Below are 21,634 nucleotides of genomic sequence, written 5' to 3'. Positions count from 1 at the left end.
AGCACGTTGAGGAGAGTTCATGAAGAATTTCCGTTCACTCACTTTACTGGTCATCCTGTCTTTAGGTCTTGGTGCCTGCGAGCAACAAATCGACTCCGCAAGCGTGGGCCGTCGATTGTATGTAACATCGGGATCTTGTTATGTCGGTAGCGGACTCACAGCTGAAACTCCATCCCGAACAGTCAGCGCCATTGATCTTGAAACCGGTGTCATCGATGAAGTGTTAATGGACTATAATACCGTGAATTCTGCTGATCGCCCCCAAAGCGTCGTGCAGGTAGATGACGGGAATCTTTTAGTGCTGGTTGAGAACGGCACAAGTTACGCCCGCCGCATCGATTTGGTTAAAAAGAAGGGCGACAATCAGTTCTCCACTTACTTAAGTGATTCAACAATCCTAACAACGACGAACGTTCATGTTGTACGAAACATGGTTCGCACCGCAGACGGTGGCCTGTTGATTTCAAAAAGTGTGGCTTCTGAAAAAATCAGTTCCAGCAAAGGACGTGTTACTGTTGGAGCAAATGCATTTATTAATGCGCCGACAGGTGGATCCTGCGGGACTACCAACAACACGCTGGTTTCTGCAGTAGTGGCTTTGCCTAATTCCAAGTACATCTTTGCACACGCTGCCGCTTCTCCGAATAATCGCGTGGTTTTCATAAATAATGTGAATGGCTATTCCACAAACGCTGATTGCTCATCAGCTGTCAGCGCACCAGCTACGACGACCTTTCCAACAGCGATGGCCTATATTCCCGCAGCAACTGCAAATACCGGATATTTACTGGTTTCATACTCCAGCAGCACTGCGGCTCAAGACTATATTTACGCATATGATGTGAATGAAACAACCGGAGCAATTACCGGAGCCACGAAAGCTTACGAAAACACTTCCGTTGTCAGAGGTATGTCGGCGATGACTTACGATTCCTCATCGGGTGCGGTGTATGTCGCAAATGGCGCAACGGTTCTGGCAAACAGTATCGAGAAATTCACGTTCGATACGACCACCAAAACACTAACCCGCTCTGGCAGCGTACCATTTTCAGGAACCAGCCTTTACACGAAATGTATTTCTGGGATGACGGTAGCTGACTAAGGCTGCCGCTCAAATACCTCAATCATCTTCATGTACTTTTTCAAAGCCCGCACATAGGCATTCTGCTCGGGTATTGCAGTGCGATCGATGATCGCTTTGCTACGCCCAAAATAAATGTAAGGAAGATAATCGGCGTACTTATCCGGAGTAATGTGATCCAGGCGATAAGTTTTGATACGATTTTTCAACTGTCCTAAGGCTTCGATCAAATAACCCATGGTCGCAATCGCTGCATTTTCAGGAATATCCAGATTCTCTGAAGTGATTCCGAATTTTTCTGTCACCGCCGCAGGTAAGAACTTAATCTGTGTTAAACCACGACTATTCGGGGACACACTGGAACCTGTCGCCACTGCTTTTCCGAATTTTGCAGCTGTCACCAGCCATGGCAAAGTTTCTTTAAGTTTGTATCGCGAACTTTCACCAAACAACGACTCACGCCCCAAGATCCCGACCGAGATATGAGACAACAACGTGTATTCAGCGCCACTAATTTTATAAATTTCCTGAAGTTCCTTTTTGTTGACGGCCAAAGCTTGAATAAAACGGCGAACCTTTACGGTCTGCACCTCGGAAGAGGTGGGAACCAGCATGATCTGACACTCATCACACTGTGATTCCTGCCACGTCCATGGCTGAAACCCCTGATCCTGAAGCATCGAGATTTCCATTTGTGAAGAAGGAGTGTGCACACCCGAATAGGCATGGCCACTGTCTAACAAAACGACAGCGACAATTAGTGTTATTCTAATTGAAAGCCAAATTTGCTTTAATTTCATCTCAGTCTCCTAGAGTGAATCAATGCAATATGTCCGCCTAAGTTTTATTAAGACAAAACTAGTTGCTCCCCCAAATTCACTGAGGGATGCTAGGGGCTTGTGGAGGATTCCGTGGGATTAATTGATCTATCCATTCGCCGACCCGTCTTCGCCTGGGTCATCATGTTTGCACTTATCGTATTCGGCGCCATCTGTATGAATCGCATGGGGATCAGTCAATTGCCAGACGTCGACTTCCCCGTCGTCAGCGTTTCAGTCACCTACGAGGGGGCAGCCCCTGAAATCGTGGAAGCAGAACTGGTAGATCCCATCGAAGAACGCCTGCTTGCTATCGAGGGTATCAAAGAAATGCGCTCCTCTGCCCGTCAAGGCACAGGCGTTGTTACTTTAGAATTCGATATCAACCGCAACGTCGATGTCGTCTTACAGGAAGTGCAAACGGCACTATCCCAGTTAAGACTTCCTCAAGGAGTTGATCCCGCGGTCGTCAGAAAACAGAATCCAGAAGAAGATCCGATTATGATCATCTCCGTTTACGGGGACGCCACACTAAAAGACATGCTAAATTGGACCAACAATTATCTTTTGGATCAGTTGCGCTTTTTACCGGGAATTGGCGAAGTCAGCATTGGTGGGTTCAGTCAAAGAAACTTGCGCATCTGGCTGGATGTTAACAAGCTTGAGCAGAACTATCTGACCGTAAACGATGTCGTCGCGGCTTTAGCGAGCCAGCACATTGAAAGTGCCGCGGGACAATTCACCGAAAAAGATCGCGAGCTGCGGGTTCGCTGGCTGGGGGAAGCCTCCAACGTCAAAGAGGTCGGCGATATTCAGATTCTAAATCGTGGTGGTCAACGAATCCAGGAGCGTGCGATATATATTCGCGACGTTGCCCGCGTTGAAGATGGCCTTTCAGATATTCGCCGTGTTGCGCGATTTGAAGGACGCCAAGCGGTTTCCATGCTGGTTCGCAAACAACGTGGCACCAATGAAGTTGAAGTGGCCAATGCGGTACTGGCAAAGCTTGCCGCAATTAAAGATAGTTTTCCCAAAGGCTACGATTATCGTATCAACGTGGATTATACGCGCTCAACCGAAGCCACTGTTCACCTGACGCTTGAAAAGCTCTGGGTCGCGGCACTTATCACCATTGTCATCTGCTTCCTTTTCCTGGGTAGCATTCCTGCAGCGATTAATATTCTGTTCTCGATTCCAACCTCGATCGTGGGAACATTTACGATCCTGTACTTCTCTGGCTTTACTTTAAATCTCTTCACGCTATTGGCATTAACCCTTTCGATCTCGATCGTGGTTGATGATGCCATCATGCTGCTTGAGAACATTATTCGCCACTACAGAATGGGTAAAGGCTCTGCCAAAGCCGCTTCGGATGGTTCAAAAGAAGTCCTTCCTGCTGCGATCGCGGCGACCATGGCAGTCGTTGCCGTGTTCCTGCCTGTCGTATTCATGGACGGAATCATTGGTAAGTTCTTCTTCCAATTCGGTATCACCATGAGTGCTGCCGTGCTGTTATCACTGCTTGAAGCCGTCACGATTACGCCAATGCGTGCCGCAGCCTTCCTTAGCAGTGAACCGAAAGTTTCAAAGTTTGAACACAAACTTGATCTGATCTTTGAAGGTTTTGCCCACACATATCAAAAAGTTCTTAAGGTCACGTTGAACTGGAAGTACGTCATCGTCTTTGTTTCATTAGTGTTCTTTGCAGTATCTCTGGTTTTAATTTCTCATGTACGCCAGGAATTTGTTCCCGCCCAGGATCAAAACTTCATAGTCATCAATGGACAAGCCGCACCTGGTACATCGTTGATGGCAACAGATGCGATCGCCAAGCAGGTAGAGGAAATTCTTCATAAGAACCCGGCTGTACAAGGATTTCTAACTTCCATCGGAGGTGGTGGTGGCTCTTCCAACGTAAATCAATTTTTTATTCCGGTGACTTTGAAGCCCCGGGCAGAACGCTCGATTGGTCACGTGCAGGTGATGAATGATTTACGCAGTCAATTTAAAGCCGTAAAAGGCGTACGCATCTCGATGCGTGACGTATCTGCCAGAAATCTTTCTTCCGGTCGTCAGAATCCCCTAGCGATCAATCTTCGCGGACCTGACCTGGAAGTTCTGCAAAAGAAATCTGAAGAATTGATGGAGCGTTTGACTAACGAAAAGCTGGCTGTGGATCTGGATACTGATTTCAGATCCGGGATTCCCGAACTGATCCTAACACCCAATCGTAAAGCCATGGCAGACCGCGGGGTTTCCATTGAAACTGTCGGCCAGTTGCTTCAAGCAGGCGTTGGCGGACTTCGCCAGGGCCGCTACACTGCTGACGGCCGCCGCTATGATGTCAGATTTAAGATTCAGGAAAACCAAATTCAAAAGCCTGCAGACTTCAGAAAGTTATACGTAAGAAATAACTTTGGAAACCTGATCCCGATGTCCCAACTGGTGCACATCAAGGAATCAGGCGCTATTCAAAGTATTTCCCGCGTGAACCGCCAAAGAGCTATTTCCGTCTTTGGAAATCTGTACGCGGGCCAATCACAGGCTGCAGTCCTGCAACGAACCTCCGAAATCGCTAAAGAAATCCTGCCTCAGGGTTATTCTTTCGCGCTGGAAGGTGCCTCTGCCGGATTTGCCCAGTCGTTCAAAAGTCTTTACTCAGCATTGGCCATCGGTATATTGGTCGCCTATCTAATTCTGGCTGTGCAGTTTAACTCTTTCATTCATCCGATTTCAGTTTTGGTGGCGCTTCCATTCAGCGTCAGCGGTGCTTTGATTGCTTTATGGCTGTTTGACGTTTCACTGAATCTGTTCAGCTTTATCGGCTTGATCGTCCTTATGGGTATCGCGAAAAAGAATTCGATTCTGTTGGTCGAATTTACCAATCAGATGCGGCATAAGAACAAGGAAGATAAGAAAAACGTGGTAAAGGCTCTTATCGATGCCTGCCCAGTTCGCCTAAGACCGATTCTGATGACATCAGTTGCAACAATTGCTGCTGCCACGCCATTGGTGTTTGGCGCCGGCATTGGAGCTGAAACCCGCTTGCCGATGGGTCTGACCATTATCGGTGGTACGATCGTTTCCACGCTGTTAACTCTGTTCGTGGTTCCGGCTTTATATCTAATGCTGTCACCACTTGAAAGAACCAAAGAAGTTGATCTCTAAAACGCAAAAAGCCCGGGTTTCCCCGGGCTTTTTTAGTCTTTATTATTTAGGCATTTTGATTTCATCAGTTTCGCGTTCGTTCAAACCTTTGCTATCAAAATAGATACTGTTCTTACGAGTCACACGATACTGAATCTGTGACTTATGTTTGCGTGGCACATCAGTCACGATCGTTGTACGAGCTGCATTAATCACTGCACTTGTCATCTTAGCTTTTTTCCACTCAGACCAACCACAAGTACCAGTCCAACCGTATTCACAAACTTCTACAGTGTAATCCAGAACCAGCTGAGCGTTTGGATCTTCTTTACCTGGAATCATCGCCGGATCGATATCCAAAATGAATGTCGGCTTCCCAGCTACCAGGACATATGATTCCTGACGAATCATATTATTAGAAAGAGGACGCAAGATACGACTTACAGCTTTGATCTCGACTTTTACATTTTGACCTTCAACTGACTCACTTGTGATTGCGTAGTTGTTGTAACCGTTGGAATCAAGGGCAACAACTTTACCGTTTTGATCAATTTTAACGGAGATTCCGTCTTTTTCATCCGGCAACAATACTGAACCAGAAACATTCACTGTTACTTTGAACGTCTTAGTTTCAACGATACGACGTCTTGTAACTTCGCGGGAATTCTGGAAAGGCACCTGAACCAGTTTTGTGATGTAAAGATCACAAGTTCTTTTTACTTCCTGACAAGAATTTGAACCATAACCAAGTTTCGTGATGTTTTCATAGCGGTTATTTTCGATAACCAATGTCGCAACACTTTTCTTAATTACGTCTCTGCTTGCAGCAGTGTTAATTTCGCGCGTGAACTCGTCCCATGATCTTGGCTTGGTTTTAAAGTAACCTTTAGCAACCAAGTTTTTTGCAGAGACAATGCCGATACCAGAAATGGCTTGATCTAGAGCCGCAGCTTTCTGTTCTCCTGTTGCAGAATAGAATGCATCCCAAAGAGCACTCTTACCAGCACCTGCAGAACATTTGAAATCAGAACAAGTCCCTGGAACCACAAAATCCTGATACTCAGAACGAGTGTCAGTGAAATATTCAGTTTCCGTCCAAACCATTTCCTGAGTCACTTTTACTTCATCAGTAACCGAGCCCGCAGGGACAGCTCCGGTAACATTGAAAACCAACGTACCACGCGTCCACTCGATTTGCGGAGCACTTGCAGGCGCACGTTCACCTTCTTTAAGATAAACACCTAGGTTTGTTGAAGGAATAACTTCAAACGATGTCACATCTTTATTTTTGTGGGCGCAACCAACGACGGCTGCAAATGCCAGAACACTGCCAAAAAAACGATTCATATTTTCTCCTTGATTTAACAAGGTTATATTTTTCCGCAGATGAACGGTAGGCGGTAAGGTGGAAATCTGGACTAGAAACAAAACGTGTCCGCAAACGAAAAAAGGCCGACATAATGCCGGCCTTTTCAAATCAAAATAAACCTGTTTTTATGGATTCAGTTTTAAAAGAGTCTCAACAGTTTTCTTTAGCTTATCTACGTCGAACGGTTTCTTAATGTAATCGTCCGCACCCAGCTCGAAAGCCTTTTTCATATCTTCTTCAGAAGCTTTTCCTGAAACAAAGACCAATGGGATTTTCTTAAGGTCTTTGTGTTCTTTTAGCAACTGAGCCAGTTCAAAACCATTCACCCAAGGAAGACCGACGTCCAATAGAATCAAATCAACCGGATGATCGTCCAACACCGTGGAAAGTTCAGTAGCGTCAGCAGCAAGCTTCGTTACATAGCCTTCGCTCTCAAGAATTCTCTTCATCGCTGAACGCATTGTCTCGTCATCTTCAATGACCAGGATAATTTTCGGATCAAGCTTCTTCTTAGCTTCACGGAATTGATCCAAATCAACCACATCCTGACTCGCAATGCGGGCCTTAGTGATCTTTTCGATCTTATTAACCAAATCCTTGGTATTAATGCGCTTATCCTTCATAGATTCCCCGAAAAAAAATTAGTGGTGAGATTGGCTTTCCAACCAGCGTTCAGCATCAATGGCAGCCATACAGCCCGTGCCTGCTGCTGTGATCGCCTGGCGATACACATGATCTTGCACGTCTCCGGCAGCAAATACACCAGGAATGTTTGTATAGGTCGTGTTTGGTTGTGTAACCAGATAACCTGTTTCATTCATATCAAGGATACCCTTGAACAAATCTGTGGTCGGTTTGTGTCCAATAGCGATGAACAAACCAGTTACGTTCATTTCCTGAACTTCGCCGGTTTTCAAGTTTCTAACCTTAGCACCTGTCATGGACTTGCCATCACCCAATACTTCAGTCACTTCTGAATCCCAGATAACCTGGATTTTTGGATTTTTGATTGTTCTTTCGGCCATGATTTTGGAAGCACGGAAATGATCGCGTCTGTGAACCACATAAACTTTTGAAGCAAAACGAGTTAAGAACTGCGCTTCTTCCATTGCTGTGTCACCGCCGCCGACAACGATGATTTCCTGATTACGGAAAAAAGCACCGTCGCAGGTAGCACACGCAGAAACACCGCGATTCATGTAAGTTCTTTCGGATGGCAAACCCAGGTACTTGGCACTTGCACCCGTGGAAATGATAATGGATTTTGCCAGGTGAAGTTTTTCGCCGATCCAGACTTTGAATGGACGAGCTGAGAAATCAACCTTCGTCACATTACGAGTGATGAAACGAGTTCCAAAACGCTCTGCTTGTTTTCTCATGACAGAAATAAGATCCGGACCAGTAATACCGTGATCAAAACCAGGATAGTTTTCAACTTCCGTCGTGATCATCAACTGACCACCGGCTTCCTCGCCCTCGATCATTAGAGGTTCCAAATTTGCGCGGCCAGTGTAAATAGCCGAAGTCAGACCCGCAGGTCCTGAGCCGATGATGATTACGTTTTCTACTTTTTGATCTTCAGACATACTAATACCTCTTGGAATAAACGCTTAAAGCCTAACACAATTAGGACCCTTTTCATTACTTCTTTGCTTGTTTTGGACCGCGTCAGCTACAATAGGGCATGCCTGTGATTTCTTTTAAGAAAAACCGAACTCCCTTCAGCGTTGAAAAGGGAGCGAATCTCATGGATGCCCTGCTTAAAAACGGGCTGCCAGTCGCGTCTAGCTGTTCTGGGGACGGAGTATGCGCCAAGTGCCGCATTCAGATTATTTCGGGTGCTGAAAACCTTACGCCCGAAAATGAGACAGAAAAATTCCTAAGGGAAACAAAAAAGGTCGCCCCCGACAGCCGAATCAGCTGTCAGGTTGAAGTTCTAGGCGACATCACTGTGGATGCAACTTACTGGTGAGGCTTTTGTAAGCGCACGAAGTTGATCAGGATACCTTCGCGCAAAAAGATTTTTTCAAATGCCGTTTCAAAGTTTTCTGCTTTGATTGGCGAGTTGTGAAGATCACGGGTTTCAAAAAGAATGTTGTATTTGGAAAGACGAATTTCATCCATCGCCCAGTCAAAATAAACCAAAGAATCCGTTTTGAATTCAATGATCGAACCTGGTTTTTGCAGATCAAACAAGATATCCAAATTCAACTTTTGCACGAAACGGTTTTTCGGTTTCTTTGGGGAAGTCCATGGATCTGGAAAATGAATGAAGACGTTATCGATTTCGCCCGGTTGGAAAATATCCGTCAAATTGAAAGCATGGAAACGCGCAACAGCGGCATTTCTGCAGCCCGCTTTATCAGCTCTGCGGATTGTTTGGATTAAGGGTTTATACTTAAGCTCCAGGCCCACAACCATGCGGTTTGGATTCTTTTGTGCATAATGAGCGAAGTGAGTTCCGTTGCCAGTACCCACTTCCAAATCCATTGGTAAATTCGCATCAACTTTGAAAACGTCAGAACGCCATTTGCCTTTGTTAGCAAGAACACGCATCTCATCAAAAGCGATGTGCGAATACTCCCCATTCAACGCCAAAGTATAGTCAGTTTGGTGAGGAAGATCGGTAGTTACATTGATTCTGCGTTTCGTGGAAATTTGAGCGTCTGTCATGCCCCACTAGTTAGACTCTGGAACGTCCTCGGTCAAGCTTTTCACCGTGAATGGCACGCGCCCTTGGAATGGCTGCAAACGAATCGGGCAATCAGGCATATCACACTCGGAACAGTAGGATTTTTTACAAGGGTCCAAGTGGAAAGCGAGCTCCCCATCAAAAATATAATCCCGAACCACGGCTTTTTCAAAATCCAGGGTCTCGGCATGAGCTTTGGCTATATCCCAGTACTCCGGCACCACCAAATGCGCATCCACGTGATGAAAGCGGCCATTGCGCATGATACGCAGCTGGTGGATGTCGATAATACCAGGACGACGATTCGCCTCTAAGGCATCGCGAAGCTTCTGCAGTGATGACTCACTGATTTCATCCAAAAGCCCACCCATGGATTCACGGATAATCTTATAGCCTGACCAGGCGAGCTGCAGACCAATTAAGATAGCGATCACTGGATCGATCCACTGAATATCCGTCAGCAAAACCAATCCCAAACCGACTATCACGCCGATTGTCGTAATCACATCAGACAAAACATGGGTGCCGCTGGCCTTCAAAGCTTCGGAATGATGTTTTCTGCCAACCTGTTTTAGATACAGCCCCAGGAACAAATTCAGCAATGCTGCCACCCCGACAATGACCATACCGATTTCAAGTTTTTGCGGAGGTGTGTGCGAAATCAGTGCCTTTACAGATTCATAAATAATCAACAAAGACGCAAAGAAAATCAGTCCGCCTTCGAATGCTGCCGAAAAATATTCGGCCTTGCCATGTCCATAGGGATGTTCGCGGTCGGCGGGTTGAGCGGAAAAACGGATCACAAAAAGCGCCACCACAGAGGCGACGACGTTGACGATACTTTCCAGGGCATCAGACAAAACAGCAGCAGAACCCGTCATTCGATAAGCCGCCACTTTTAGGGCGAAAATCGCAATGCTGGCGATCGCGGAAATCCACGCGGCCCGATTACGGATTTTGTCTGATAAAGAAATGGATTGCGTCACCATAAGAGGGTTTTCGTAAATCCCTCTTGTTGAGTCAATGACTAAATAATTTGGCAGTGATTAGCTTGCGGATTTTTTACGGCCCAGTGCTGGCGGCAAAATTTCGACGACTTTGTTTTCTTCAGGATGATAGTGGCAGACCTGATTGCGTCCACGGCGTTTTGCATCGTACAGCGCATGATCGGCTCTGCGAACCAATTCCTTGGCGCTGATGCTCTCCCCTGGGACCGTAATTGCAAAGCCCAAAGAGGCCGTCAGCTTGATCGAGTCGTCACCATTTTTGAAGGTCGTTTTTTCAATATTTTCACGCAGACGCTCGCAGAAATGCATCGCACCTTCGTGATTGGTTTCTGTTAAAACCACCAGGAATTCATCCCCACCATAGCGGGCAGGAATATCAATATTCCGGGTGCAGGCACGAATGATCTTACCCACTTCAGACAGCACAAAGCTTCCGAACAAGTGATCGTGTCCGTCATTGACGGTTTTAAAATAGTCCATATCCATCATCACGACGCAGACATCACGACCAAAGCGTTTTGCACGCTCCATCTCGAAATCCAGACGCTGATAAAGGGAGCGCATGTTATACAGACTTGTTAAGTCGTCCGTATCCACCATCTCTTTTAGTTTTTCATTCGCAAACAAGAGCTGTTCATGAAGATCCCTGATGCGCAGTTGGGAACGAATACGCGCCAACAGCTCAAGGGGAACAAATGGTTTTACAATGTAATCGTCAGCACCCGAATCCAGGGCTTCGATAATCGCTTCTGTGTGGGAGTTTTCAGATACGAATACGCAGGAAACATGCGACAAACGTTCGCGGATCGTGCGCAATACACGAAGGCCCGCCATCGATTGCGCCATCCAATCCAGAATCACCACGTGAGGAATCCACGACTCGATCAGCTTATGAGCTTCAACTTCTGTCGTAACACCACGGGCGTCATAGCCTTCCCAACGGAGAGGCTCCAACAGAATTTCCAAACTGTCGGGATCGTCGTCGATTACTAGAATACGGCGACTTTTCGGATGTTTATTACTAGTTTCAAAACCACTACTCATCTACACACCAGTATAACTTTGACGTTCTCTTCGGTTAATTTCTGCCTCTGGTTGAGTCCAAAATTCAGTCTTATGTACTGGGTTAATTTTGCCCCCTTCTTCTGGGCTTTCGTTGGGTCGCCCGGCGGGTGGGAAGGGTAGTTATTTGCTTCGGACAGTCCTCGCTCGACTTTGTTCCAAGTTCCATCGATCTACTTTGGCTCGCTGCGGAACTCGCAACTAACTACCCTTCCCACCCACCAGGCTCCAACTAAGTTTGGGGGGGGGGCTAACTTACTAGGTATTAGACTCACCAGGATTCAGTTCGGGGTAAAAGATTGAAGAGAAATGCGGTTGAAGATGGCTGAGGTTTTCTCGGAGGTTTGTGGGAGCTTTTGGGGTATCGGTCAGGGGTGGTTTCTCGTTGAATTGTTGAGGGTTTTTGGATAGTTATGATGGGTCTGAATTGGTTGTTTTTTGGGGTGTTTATTTATGAGTTTGAATTTTACTGAGATCGAGAAAAAGTGGCAGAAGAATTGGGCGGCTGCGGAGGCCTTTAAGGCTGAGGCTACCTCTTCCAAACCAAAATATTATGCGTTGGATATGTTTCCTTATCCTTCTGGATCGGGTTTGCATATTGGGCACATGGCTTCTTACACGCCAGGGGACATTGTATCCCGTTATAAGCGTGCGAAGGGTTTCAACGTTCTTCATCCGATGGGTTACGATGCTTTTGGTTTACCTGCGGAACAGTATGCTATTCAAACTGGAATTCATCCGGCGATCACGACTGAAAAAGCGATCGAGAGCTTCCGTAAAACTTTGCAGTCTTTTGGTTTTAGCTTTGACTGGAGTCGTGAAATTTCCACGGCCGAGCCTAAGTTTTACAAATGGACTCAATTCATTTTCCTAAAACTTTACGAGCGTGGACTTGCTTATCAAAAAGAAGTTCCTGTGAACTGGTGTCCGGAACTTAAAACAGTTTTGGCCAATGATGAAGTTATCGATGGTAAGTCTGAGCGTGGTGGCCACCCGGTGATTCGCGTTCCGATGAAACAGTGGATGCTTAAGATCACTGACTATGCTGAACGTCTTTTGAACGACCTCGACAAAGTCGACTGGCCAGAGCGCACGAAAGAAGCGCAACGCAACTGGATTGGTAAATCCGAGGGTGCGCGCGTGATGTTCAAAGTGAAAGACGAAGCTGATATGCAATTCGAAGTCTTCACTACCCGTCCTGATACTTTGTTTGGTGTGACGTTTATGGTGTTGGCGCCAGAACATCCACTTGTGAAACGCATCACGACTCAACCACAGCATGCCGCTGTTGAGGATTACGTGCTTGCGACTTCCCGCAAATCTGAAGTCGAGCGCAAAGCGACAACGGATAAAACCGGCGTTTTCACTGGTGCGCACGCGATCAATCCAATCAACGGCGAAAAGATTGAAATCTGGATTGCAGACTATGTTCTGACTGATTACGGAACGGGCGCCATCATGGCGGTTCCTGGTCACGATGCCCGCGATCACGAATTTGCGACTAAATTTAATCTTCCGGTAAAACGCGTTCTTGAAGGTGGCGATTCATTGCCATTTGAGGGCGACGGTAAACTGGTAAATTCCGATTTCCTAAATGGCCTTTCCAAAAACGAAGCTATCAGCAAAATGATCGCTCACCTGGAAAATGGCAAACTGGGCACGCGCGAGGTTCAATACAAACTTCGTGACTGGTTGTTCAGCCGCCAACGCTATTGGGGCGAGCCGTTCCCGATCGTAAACCTGGCTGGCGGAAAACAAATGGGCGTTCCTTACAACGAACTTCCTGTGATGTTGCCCGAAGTGGCTGACTATGAACCTTCTGAAACAGGTGAGGCTCCCCTTGCTAAAATTCACGAGTGGGTGAATTACCAGGGCCAAAATGGCGAAACCGGCCGTCGCGAAACAGACACGATGCCGGGAGCAGCGGGTTCTTCATGGTACTTCCTGCGCTACATCGATCCGAACAATGATGCGGCTCCATTTGATCCAAAAGCTGAAAAATACTGGATGCCGGTTGACCTTTATGTGGGTGGACCTGAGCACACGGTAGGTCACTTGTTGTACTCGCGCTTCTGGATGAAAGTTCTTTTCGATTGCGGTCTTGTGACTCATGACGAACCTTTCAAAAAGCTGGCTCACCAAGGAATGATTTTGGGACCAGACAATCAAAAAATGTCGAAATCCCGCGGAAACGTGATTTCACCGGATGACGTGGCGAAAACCCACGGCGCTGACGCATTGAGAACGTTCATCAGTTTCATGGGACCTTTGAACGCTGACAAACCTTGGTCACCGACTGGTATCGACGGTGTGAAGCGCTTCTTGGACCGCGTAGGACGCCTGGTTGTTTCTGACGACGGAAATTATGTTGCGACGAAAGAGGCTCTGCCACCTGCGATTGAGAAATTACTTCATAAAACGATCAAAAAGGTCACTGAAGACATCGAAAGCATGAGCTTTAACACAGCCATTGCAGCGATGATGATCCTGGTAAATGACCTTTACAAGGCAGATTGCCGCTCTGAATTGGCTCTAAAACCTCTTGCTCAGATTCTGGCTCCTTTTGCTCCGCATTTGGCTGAAGAATTGTGGGAAAAAATGGGCGGCCAAGGACTTTGCTCTTTGGCACCGTGGCCAAGTTATGATAGTAACCTTTGCGCTGATGACACTGTGACAATCGGCGTGCAGGTGAATGGCAAAATGCGCGGCACGATCGAAATTGGAGTTGCTGCTTCTGAAGAGGAAGCACTGACTGCGGCGAAAGCCGTGCCTGGTGTTAATTCTGCACTTTCCGGCAAAGATCCTGATAAAGTGATCTACAAAGCTGGGAAGATTTTGAATCTTATAATCAAAGCTTAGGGCGATCTTGAATGGCCCTGGCGTAACTGCTCCGGCAAAGCCGGAGTGAAAACAGTCGAGGGCCAACGAAGATGTCTAATTGGAGTCCTGAAAAAAGCGCGGCGCTTTACGGTATCAACAACTGGGGCAACGGTTATTTCAGAATTAATTCAACGGGAACTGTTTCAATTACTCCAATGGGTGCTAACGGCCCTTCCGTTGACCTTCACGAATTGACTCAAGATCTTTTGGACCGTGGTATTCGCGTTCCAATCATGATCAGATTTCCAGACATCATCAAATCACGCGTTGAACTTTTGAACGGCTGTTTTAAAAAAGCTTTCGCCGATCACGGTTACAAAGGTAACTACAACGGCGTCTACCCGATCAAAGTAAATCAGCAACGTCACCTGGTTCAGGAACTTGTAAAATACGGCAAGGGCTTCAACATGGGCCTGGAGTGCGGTTCTAAACCAGAACTTTTGGTGGTTCTTGCATTGATGAACACTGAAAATGCACTGATCATCTGCAACGGCTTTAAAGATGCCGAATACATCGAGACCGCTATCCTTTCCCAAAAATTGGGTCGTAACACGATCATCGTTGTTGACCGTAAAGAAGAACTAAAAATGATCGTGGACGTGGCGAAGAAATTCAACACTCGTCCAAAAATCGGTTTCCGCGCAAAATTGAACACGCAAGGTGCGGGTAAATGGGTTGATTCTTCAGGCGCTCGTTCCAAGTTCGGTTTGACTGCAGCTGAAATCGTTGACGGTGTCGAGTACCTTAAAACTGAAGGCATGCTGGACTGTCTGGAACTGATGCATTACCACATCGGCTCTCAGGTTCCGGCGATTCAATCTATCAAGTCTTCACTTAAAGAAGGCGTTCGCTTCTACGTTGAACTTCACAAAATGGGCGCAGGCCTTAAATACCTGGACGTGGGCGGCGGTCTTGGTATCGATTACGACGGCTCTGGTCACTCTGACAGTTCTGTGAACTACTCTGAGCAAGAGTACGCGAATGATATCGTTTCCACAGTTCAAACTCTTTGCGACGAAAAAGGCATCCCACATCCAAATATCGTTACAGAGTCTGGTCGCTTCCTGGTGGCCCATCACTCGGTTTTGGTTTTCAACGTTTTGGGTATGAACGACCTTCACCGCAATGAACCTCCTCGTCCTGCAACTAAAACTGATCCATCGATCATGCAGGACATGCAGTACATCTTTGAAAAGGTGAACAAAGACAATATCAACGAGTGCTTCAATGACCTTGAGCAATCCAAGAATGAAACTTTGCAGCTTTTCACATACGGCGTTCTTTCACTTGAACAACGCGCATGGTGTGAGTCCATGTACTTCACTATCGCAACTAAAATGGTGAAATTGGCTAAGACAGTTCCGGATACAGAAGATATCATCACGGCACTTTCCAAAGAGCTGTGCGACACTTACTACTCGAACTTCTCATTGTTCCAATCTCTTCCGGATTCCTGGGCGGTTGGACAGTTGTTCCCGGTATTGCCGATTCACCGCTTGGGCGAAGAGCCTGTGCGTGAAGCAACACTTGCGGATCTAACTTGTGACTCTGACGGTGTGATCGAAAAATTCATCGACACTGAGTCCGGCGAGCCAAAAGAAACTATCCGCCTGCACAAATACACTGACGGCGAACAGTACTACCTGGGCGTATTCCTGACGGGCGCTTACCAGGAAATCCTTGGCGACCTTCATAACTTGTTCGGCGATACAGATGCAGTTCATATCTCTTTGAACGGTGTTGGTTATACAATTGATCACTACGTACCAGGTGACACTGTAACTGAAGTATTGTCTTACGTTCAGTACGGCAGATCTGAAATGGTTGATAGCGTTCGTCAAGCGACTGAGGAATCCATCCAAAAAGGTTCCATCACGAAGCAGGAAGCGAAACTTTTGATCAAACACTACGAAGAAGGTCTTTCTGGTTACACATACCTTGAGGAAGCCGAGTAGTAGTTTTAGCTTCGCAATTTTAAAAATCTCAAAAGCCAACTCATCACCGTGAGTTGGCTTTTTTCTTTTCTGGTCAGCTAGACTTATTAATTTCTCTTTTCCCTCTCATAAGCGTTGCACTGATCAGCCATGAAAAGCCCTCCCTTAAGCCAGCTCTCCCACAGGACTATATACCAATTCCCCTTGCGGTGAATGCGTTACCTTTGACCATGTACTGACAGATTGAAAAGCTTTTAGAAGCAAAACATCTGTGGGGCATCCTGTTTATGAAATTCCTTTTCTCTTCTTTGATTATTCTTCTTAGTTCTATTACAGGATCGGCAGTTCAAGCAGAGCCTGCTGCAGGCCCGATTGTGGACCCTACATCAATTTGCAATGGCGATGTTTGCTCCGAACCTATGGTGAATATTGTTGATGGATTTCGCGATGGACGCGGGCAATTCGCCGATCAGCCGATGACGGGATACTCAGGTAAATGTTTTCACCTAAGTCCCCACTACAGCGCGGATAAAGCCCATCACGGTGGATTTGTCTTTGAAAAGTCAACAGACGGCATTGCCATCACCGGCAGATTTAATTTCTTCTATGAGGAAGATCCTTACGCCGACATGAATGCGGGGGAAATGAAAGACACCTTCCTGCAAGGTGGCGGGAAGCTAAGCCCTGGCACTGAAACAGCGACAGAAGTTCAACTGGCGCACATTTATGATGAAACAGATATTCGCTATTGGTACCGCAGTGATGCTTCCAAGAATAATTTATTCATCATTGGCAGCACGTCGAATAAGCAGGGACAGGTTGCTGCAGCGGTCTTTTGTAAAATGAATCGCCACTCTAACTAACACTAACCTCTCAAACACATTCTTTCCCGCACCATCGTCATAAGCACATTGGGCTTTAGATCAACGTCGGGCGGGTTTTGTATTCTGAAATATTCCCTACTCCCGATTGGAATGCCCGGCTGATTCTGTGTCATCCTGAACTCATCAAGACGAGGAGTTTAAGATGCAAAGTTCAAACTACCATCCCCAACGACGTCGTGATTCTGAAAACAAATCCATACAACGTGAACGTCGGGTGATTCAATTCTCGCCCGAAGAAGCTGCCAACCGCGAACAGCAGTTTCTGAATCGTGCAGAGGCCCGTCACCGCTATGAAGAACAAAGCCGCAGAGAGCGGCAGTTTCATCGGGACCGCGATGAAGGTCACAGTCGCAGCGCCAGTGCCAGCTTCGAAACACCGGAAAGACGGGATTCACAGCAAAGGTTTTACGACTACGAAGAAAACCGCCAGCACGAAAAGTTCGCTTCGCCGGATTTCAACACAGGATATGGTCACGATGCCAACCGTCCCCTGCCCCGTGATTTTGTTTCCAGTTCAAACTACGAAGAAGACCGCCGCATGCACGACATGGCAGAACAAGATTGGACCGATCGCGATTTTCATCCGGCACAGAAAGACTATCACCGAACCGATTCGCGAATTCAGGAAGAGCTTTCCCACGTATTAGCGCAACATCGCAGTGTCGATGCGCGTGATATCGACGTGGAGGTTTCCGAAGGAGTTGTGACCTTAACTGGTTTCGTTCCTGACAGAAAGATGCGCTATATTGCAGAGGATGTTTCCATCAACTGCTTTGGCGTGATCGACGTAAATAATAATATTAAAGTACACAGAACTTCAGAAGCCGAAGCCCGCTTTGGTGGAAGAAGAACATTTGGTCCGACTTCGCCAAGGCTTCGTCGGACAGGTTCTTAGTGGGAAATAAAAAAGGGCAACGTAAGTTGCCCTTTTTCTATTCCCTAAATTTAGCGGACTTGTCCGCCGAAGCTTCAGCGAAGGCGGATTACATTTTCGCGTCGAAGGCGTCGCGAACTGCTTTTCCGATATTGTTCAGAAGAGTCAAAGTTACGACCATGGCTATAAGTGGACCCCATACTAGCCAGCCAGCGATGGTTGCCCATTTCTGAGCTTGAGCCATCATTTCACCCCATGACGGAGTTGGCGGAACCAATCCAAGACCCAAGTAATCCAACATCGAAAGTGCATACACGTTTGCAGAGATCGCGAACGGAGCAAAAGTGATGATCGGAGTCAGGGCATTCGGAAGAATGTGACCTGCGATAATACGTTTATGAGTGGCACCGATGGATTTCGCTGCTTCAACGTATTCACGTTTACGCAAAGAGAGGAACTGCGCACGCATATATGCCGCAATACCAGTCCAACCCAGGAATGCACTCAAAGCCGACAACAATACGATGTTCGGTGTGAAGATCGAGATGATCGTGATCAAAACGAACAGGTATGGAACGGATTCCACAACCTCAACCACACGCTGACCAACCAAGTCCACGCGGCCGCCCATATAACCCATCACTGAACCAATCGTGATACCGATCAAGTAAGTGAAGAACCATGCGCCGATAGCAAAGATCATCGTGTAACGGAAACCGTACAACAGACGAGTCATCACGTCGCGACCACTCTCATCCGTACCCAACCAGTTTTGCTTAGTCGGCGCAGATGGATAAGTTTCAACCGCTTTATTGCTCTCGTAAGGATCCCACTGGATTACTGGCCATACGGACCAGTCGCCCTCTTTCATATCCAAAGAGCGGTAGTCCATCACATAGATATCGGTACGGCCCAATTCAGACGGATGGTAATCCTTAAACAATGGGAAATAAGTCTGTCCATTATAGTGCAGGATGTGCGGACGGTTGTTTGCCCAAAGCTCCGCAGTGAAGCTGAAGAAAAACATCGCAAGCAAAACCCAAATGGAAACAACGGCAATGCGATCGCGCTTAAAGCGTTTATAACGTTTTAGCGTAAGCTCATTCTTAATAAGGTGTTTTTCAATTGGATCTATCATTTGAAATCAATCCTTGGGTCGATAAGCACGTAGATAACGTCGCTCAAGATACGACCAACCATCATCAACATCGCAGAAATAAACGTAATACCCATGATCACATTGTAGTCACGGGCCAAAACCGATTGATAACCAAGCAAGCCCATACCATCAAGGTTGAACATCTGCTCGATAATCAATGAACCAGCCAGGAACACACCCAGGAAGCCACCCAAACCAGTTGCGATTGGGATCAATGCATTTCTAAGAGCATGTTTGTAAACGACAACTTTTTCAGCCAGACCCTTCGCACGAGCTGTACGAACGAAGTCAGACTTGATGATGTCCAACATGGAGTTTCTCATTAGAATGGAAAGCTCCGTGAAACCACCAATCGTATAACAGATCAAAGGAAGAACCATGTGGTGAGCGCGATCCAGGAATCTGCCCCAAGTGGACATAGATTCATAATCATCAGATTGCAAACCGCCCAGTGGGAACCAGTTTGTTCTGCCGGCAAAATAGATCAACGCAATACCCAGAATCAACGGTGGAATCGCATAGGTGAAGTTCAACATCAGAGTGGTGACTTTATCAAAGCCCTGCCCTGCCGTGATCGCCTTGCGAACCCCTAACGGAATACACACTAAATAAGTGATACACAGAGTGAACAAACCGAACGTCAAAGAGACTGGTAGCTTACTCTTAATAACGTCAATGACCGGTTCTTGGTAAGTGAAGCTTTCGCCGAAATCCAGGCGAGAGATATTTTTTAGCCAGATAAGGTAGCGAACGTGCATCGGCTTATCGAAACCATACTGTTTCTTCAAAGCTTCGATAACTTCCTCGTTCACAGCCGTGTCGCCACGGCCGCCAACGCTGGATGCTCCGCCGCCGCCCCCAGCAGCACCCGCACCGAAGCGGATGGCTTGAAGCTTTTGTTCAATAGGGCTGCCAGGAGCCAAATTGATGAGCACAAAAGTTACAATTGTGATCCCGAAAAAAGTCGGGATCATTAGCATTAGTCGACGGATCAGGTATACGAACAAGGTCCTACTCCCGAGAATTAACTATTAAGGTTTAACCCACCAGTAGTCTTTACCAACTTCGTATTTGAATGTCTCTGCAGGCATGCCCATGCGGGATGAATTTGCATAAAATTCATACTTATCGTTGAAAAGGAACGCGTATGGAGCGTCTTCAGCGATCTTTGCGTATACTTTTTTCAGCATCGCAACTCGCTTAGCTTTGTTTGGCTCAACACGAGCGTCTTCAATCAGCTTGTCAACTTCAGGGTTTTTGTAAGCGATGAAGTTAGATCCACCTGGGATCGCGCTGGAAGAGTGCCAGATTTGCTTAGGATCCGGATCAACGGAGCCACCGCCCCAACCCATTGTCACAGCGTCGAAGTTACCGTCATCAACCAATTTCAGGAATGAGTTCCACTCTAGGTACTTCAATTCCATATCGATACCGGCTTTTTTCAAGTCTTCGCGGTACATAGTCCAGTATTTCTCAACGTCTTTATTTGCGTAGATCAACGAGAATTTGAACTCAGTTTTTTTGCCGTTCACAGTTTTTTCAAGAACACCGTTCTTGTCAGCATCTGCCCAACCCGCCTTAGTCAAAAGCTCCTGAGCTTTCTTTGGGCTGTATTCAAGCGCTTTATTACCTGGGTTGTATTCAGATCTGATGTAAACCGCGCCGTTAGCAAGGTCAGACATGCCATAGCGGAATTTTTTGTTCATCTCTTCGCGGTTCAACAGGTGAGCCAAAGCGAAACGAACGTTTTTGTCCTGGAAAAGCTCTTTACGCTGATTCCAGCCTACGAAGCCGAAAGATTTCGGAGCATCATTTGCAACCTTGTGCTTGATGATAACTTTACCCCAAGCCGGGCCTGATGTTTTCTTCATGAAAGATTCGATACGCAAGTCGATGTAATCAAGCTCGCCTTTTTCAGCTCTCACCAAAGTAGCGTTTTCGTCTTTGAAGAAACGCATAGTGATTGTATCGAAGTTGTAAGTTCCTTTGTAAGCTGGAACAGAGTTGCTGTGCCATTTATCGAACTTTTTAAGCTGGATCATTTGACCACGGTCAAACTTGGTCAATTTGTATGGACCAGAGCAAATCAACTCACGGTTCATTCTTTTTGATTTAGCAACGTCAGAGTAGATGTGCTTAGGAATGATCGTTAAACCGGCAGCTGACTCGAAGTTTTTGAAGTAAGAGTCTTTTGCGTAGAATTTAACAGTGTGCGGATCAACGATTTCAACTTTGGACAAACCTTCGTAGTAAGGACGAAGATGTGCAGCTTCATAAGTTGGGTTGAAGATCGCGTCGAATGAGAATTTTACGTCCTCAGCTGTAACAGGTTTGCCATCGTGGAATACGGCGTTTTTGTTCAAATGGAATGTGAATACTTTATTATCTTTGGAAACTTCCCATTTTTCCGCCAAACGAGCTTTCCACTCGTAAGTGTCGGAATCACGAGTCAACAAACCTTCGCAAACGTAGGCTTGAACTGCAGAGCCGTAAGTGTCTGTGCTTGTGATTGGGTGAACTGTAGGTGGCTCACCGCCAAGATTGATAACGAAATTTCCGCCTTGTGGTGCAGATGCATTGGGTGCAGTTGCGAAAGCGGGAGCGGTCAAAGCTGAACTCAAGACGAGTAGCAGAAGAGCCTTCATATTCATTGTGTTTCCTCCAAAGAATTTCGCTGGGAATTGAATAGTTCCCAAAGTGGGCTTAAAATGGGTTATGCGCCAAAAA

Annotated in this window: 17 protein-coding genes; 7 read left to right on the top strand and 10 right to left on the bottom strand. The window is 46.6% G+C overall.

Features of this window, described 5'->3' with window-relative positions; all coding sequences use genetic code 11:
- Positions 1-19: 19 nt before the first annotated feature.
- Complete coding sequence (locus ACLWNV_RS01665; RefSeq protein WP_413586165.1) at positions 20-1,102, top strand: hypothetical protein; 1,083 nt, start codon at positions 20-22, stop codon at positions 1,100-1,102.
- Here the strand turns inward: ACLWNV_RS01665 and ACLWNV_RS01660 are convergent.
- Positions 1,099-1,881: a hypothetical protein gene (locus tag ACLWNV_RS01660; protein WP_413586164.1), complete on the bottom strand. Its 783-nt coding sequence runs from the start codon at positions 1,879-1,881 to the stop codon at positions 1,099-1,101. The genes ACLWNV_RS01665 and ACLWNV_RS01660 overlap by 4 nt on opposite strands.
- Positions 1,882-1,992: 111 nt before the next feature.
- Here ACLWNV_RS01660 and ACLWNV_RS01655 point away from each other — a divergent pair, with 111 nt between their 5' ends.
- Positions 1,993-5,067, top strand: a complete 3,075-nt coding sequence (locus tag ACLWNV_RS01655) for an efflux RND transporter permease subunit (RefSeq protein ID WP_413586163.1) — start codon at positions 1,993-1,995, stop codon at positions 5,065-5,067.
- A gap of 42 nt (positions 5,068-5,109) precedes the next feature.
- On the opposite strand, the gene ACLWNV_RS01650 is transcribed toward ACLWNV_RS01655, so the two are convergent.
- From ACLWNV_RS01650 to trxB, 3 genes are all read right to left on the bottom strand, one after another.
- Positions 5,110-6,393 carry a hypothetical protein gene (locus ACLWNV_RS01650; RefSeq protein WP_413586162.1) on the bottom strand — a complete coding sequence of 428 codons (1,284 nt, stop codon included), beginning with the start codon at positions 6,391-6,393 and terminating at the stop codon, positions 5,110-5,112.
- 147 nt (positions 6,394-6,540) lie between these two features.
- Complete coding sequence (locus ACLWNV_RS01645) at positions 6,541-7,038, bottom strand: response regulator (RefSeq protein ID WP_340598494.1); 498 nt, start codon at positions 7,036-7,038, stop codon at positions 6,541-6,543.
- A gap of 18 nt (positions 7,039-7,056) precedes the next feature.
- Positions 7,057-8,001 carry a thioredoxin-disulfide reductase gene (gene trxB, locus ACLWNV_RS01640; RefSeq protein WP_413586161.1) on the bottom strand — a complete coding sequence of 315 codons (945 nt, stop codon included), beginning with the start codon at positions 7,999-8,001 and terminating at the stop codon, positions 7,057-7,059.
- 98 nt (positions 8,002-8,099) lie between these two features.
- Between trxB and ACLWNV_RS01635 the strand changes: the two genes are divergently transcribed.
- Complete coding sequence (locus ACLWNV_RS01635; protein WP_413586160.1) at positions 8,100-8,387, top strand: 2Fe-2S iron-sulfur cluster-binding protein; 288 nt, start codon at positions 8,100-8,102, stop codon at positions 8,385-8,387.
- Here the strand turns inward: ACLWNV_RS01635 and trmB are convergent.
- Genes trmB through ACLWNV_RS01620 form a run of 3 tightly spaced genes read right to left on the bottom strand, consistent with a single transcriptional unit; the run spans position 8,378 to position 11,158 of the window.
- Positions 8,378-9,088 (bottom strand): tRNA (guanine(46)-N(7))-methyltransferase TrmB, encoded by a 711-nt coding sequence (gene trmB / locus ACLWNV_RS01630; RefSeq protein ID WP_413586159.1) that lies wholly within the window; start codon positions 9,086-9,088, stop codon positions 8,378-8,380. The two genes, ACLWNV_RS01635 and trmB, sit on opposite strands and share 10 nt — an antisense overlap.
- A gap of 6 nt (positions 9,089-9,094) precedes the next feature.
- Complete coding sequence (locus ACLWNV_RS01625) at positions 9,095-10,096, bottom strand: cation diffusion facilitator family transporter (protein ID WP_413586158.1); 1,002 nt, start codon at positions 10,094-10,096, stop codon at positions 9,095-9,097.
- 57 nt (positions 10,097-10,153) lie between these two features.
- A complete protein-coding gene (locus tag ACLWNV_RS01620) occupies positions 10,154-11,158 on the bottom strand; it encodes a diguanylate cyclase (protein WP_413586157.1) in 1,005 nt (334 codons plus the stop codon).
- A gap of 471 nt (positions 11,159-11,629) precedes the next feature.
- On the opposite strand from ACLWNV_RS01620, the gene leuS reads away from it, so the two are divergent.
- The 4 genes from leuS (at position 11,630) to ACLWNV_RS01600 (ending at position 17,769) form a co-directional block, all read left to right on the top strand.
- Complete coding sequence (gene leuS / locus ACLWNV_RS01615; RefSeq protein ID WP_413586156.1) at positions 11,630-14,035, top strand: leucine--tRNA ligase; 2,406 nt, start codon at positions 11,630-11,632, stop codon at positions 14,033-14,035.
- 71 nt (positions 14,036-14,106) lie between these two features.
- A complete protein-coding gene (gene speA / locus ACLWNV_RS01610; protein WP_413586155.1) occupies positions 14,107-16,011 on the top strand; it encodes a biosynthetic arginine decarboxylase in 1,905 nt (634 codons plus the stop codon).
- 266 nt (positions 16,012-16,277) lie between these two features.
- Positions 16,278-16,853 carry a hypothetical protein gene (locus ACLWNV_RS01605; RefSeq protein ID WP_413586154.1) on the top strand — a complete coding sequence of 192 codons (576 nt, stop codon included), beginning with the start codon at positions 16,278-16,280 and terminating at the stop codon, positions 16,851-16,853.
- Positions 16,854-17,016: 163 nt separating this feature from the next.
- Entirely contained in the window at positions 17,017-17,769 is a 753-nt protein-coding gene (locus tag ACLWNV_RS01600) for a BON domain-containing protein (RefSeq protein ID WP_413586153.1), read from the top strand.
- 88 nt (positions 17,770-17,857) lie between these two features.
- Here ACLWNV_RS01600 and ACLWNV_RS01595 read toward each other — a convergent pair whose 3' ends face one another.
- The 3 genes from ACLWNV_RS01595 to ACLWNV_RS01585 form a co-directional block, all read right to left on the bottom strand.
- Positions 17,858-18,886, bottom strand: coding sequence for an ABC transporter permease subunit (locus ACLWNV_RS01595; protein WP_413586152.1), 1,029 nt, complete (start codon positions 18,884-18,886; stop codon positions 17,858-17,860).
- Positions 18,883-19,842, bottom strand: coding sequence for an ABC transporter permease subunit (locus ACLWNV_RS01590; RefSeq protein ID WP_413586151.1), 960 nt, complete (start codon positions 19,840-19,842; stop codon positions 18,883-18,885). The genes ACLWNV_RS01595 and ACLWNV_RS01590 overlap by 4 nt, the downstream gene beginning before the upstream one ends.
- A 96-nt stretch (positions 19,843-19,938) precedes the next feature.
- Complete coding sequence (locus ACLWNV_RS01585) at positions 19,939-21,558, bottom strand: peptide-binding protein (RefSeq protein ID WP_413586150.1); 1,620 nt, start codon at positions 21,556-21,558, stop codon at positions 19,939-19,941.
- Between the last annotated feature and the right edge of the window lie 76 nt (positions 21,559-21,634).

This window comes from Bdellovibrio sp. HCB274, from assembly GCF_047306075.1.
In the GTDB taxonomy this organism is placed as follows: Bacteria; Bdellovibrionota; Bdellovibrionia; order Bdellovibrionales; family Bdellovibrionaceae; genus Bdellovibrio.
The sequence above is the reverse complement of the archived record's forward strand: the minus strand, read 5'-3'. Positions and strand labels throughout refer to the sequence as shown.

Coding starts and splice junctions, on each gene's coding strand:
- ACLWNV_RS01665 (WP_413586165.1), top strand. CDS start 20: ATGAAGAATTTCCGTTCACTCACTTTACTGGTCATCCTGTCTTTAGGT.
- ACLWNV_RS01660 (WP_413586164.1), bottom strand. CDS start 1,881: ATGAAATTAAAGCAAATTTGGCTTTCAATTAGAATAACACTAATTGTC.
- ACLWNV_RS01650 (WP_413586162.1), bottom strand. CDS start 6,393: ATGAATCGTTTTTTTGGCAGTGTTCTGGCATTTGCAGCCGTCGTTGGT.
- ACLWNV_RS01645 (WP_340598494.1), bottom strand. CDS start 7,038: ATGAAGGATAAGCGCATTAATACCAAGGATTTGGTTAATAAGATCGAA.
- trxB (WP_413586161.1), bottom strand. CDS start 8,001: ATGTCTGAAGATCAAAAAGTAGAAAACGTAATCATCATCGGCTCAGGA.
- ACLWNV_RS01635 (WP_413586160.1), top strand. CDS start 8,100: ATGCCTGTGATTTCTTTTAAGAAAAACCGAACTCCCTTCAGCGTTGAA.
- trmB (WP_413586159.1), bottom strand. CDS start 9,088: ATGACAGACGCTCAAATTTCCACGAAACGCAGAATCAATGTAACTACC.
- ACLWNV_RS01625 (WP_413586158.1), bottom strand. CDS start 10,096: ATGGTGACGCAATCCATTTCTTTATCAGACAAAATCCGTAATCGGGCC.
- ACLWNV_RS01620 (WP_413586157.1), bottom strand. CDS start 11,158: ATGAGTAGTGGTTTTGAAACTAGTAATAAACATCCGAAAAGTCGCCGT.
- leuS (WP_413586156.1), top strand. CDS start 11,630: ATGAGTTTGAATTTTACTGAGATCGAGAAAAAGTGGCAGAAGAATTGG.
- speA (WP_413586155.1), top strand. CDS start 14,107: ATGTCTAATTGGAGTCCTGAAAAAAGCGCGGCGCTTTACGGTATCAAC.
- ACLWNV_RS01605 (WP_413586154.1), top strand. CDS start 16,278: ATGAAATTCCTTTTCTCTTCTTTGATTATTCTTCTTAGTTCTATTACA.
- ACLWNV_RS01600 (WP_413586153.1), top strand. CDS start 17,017: ATGCAAAGTTCAAACTACCATCCCCAACGACGTCGTGATTCTGAAAAC.
- ACLWNV_RS01595 (WP_413586152.1), bottom strand. CDS start 18,886: ATGATAGATCCAATTGAAAAACACCTTATTAAGAATGAGCTTACGCTA.
- ACLWNV_RS01585 (WP_413586150.1), bottom strand. CDS start 21,558: ATGAATATGAAGGCTCTTCTGCTACTCGTCTTGAGTTCAGCTTTGACC.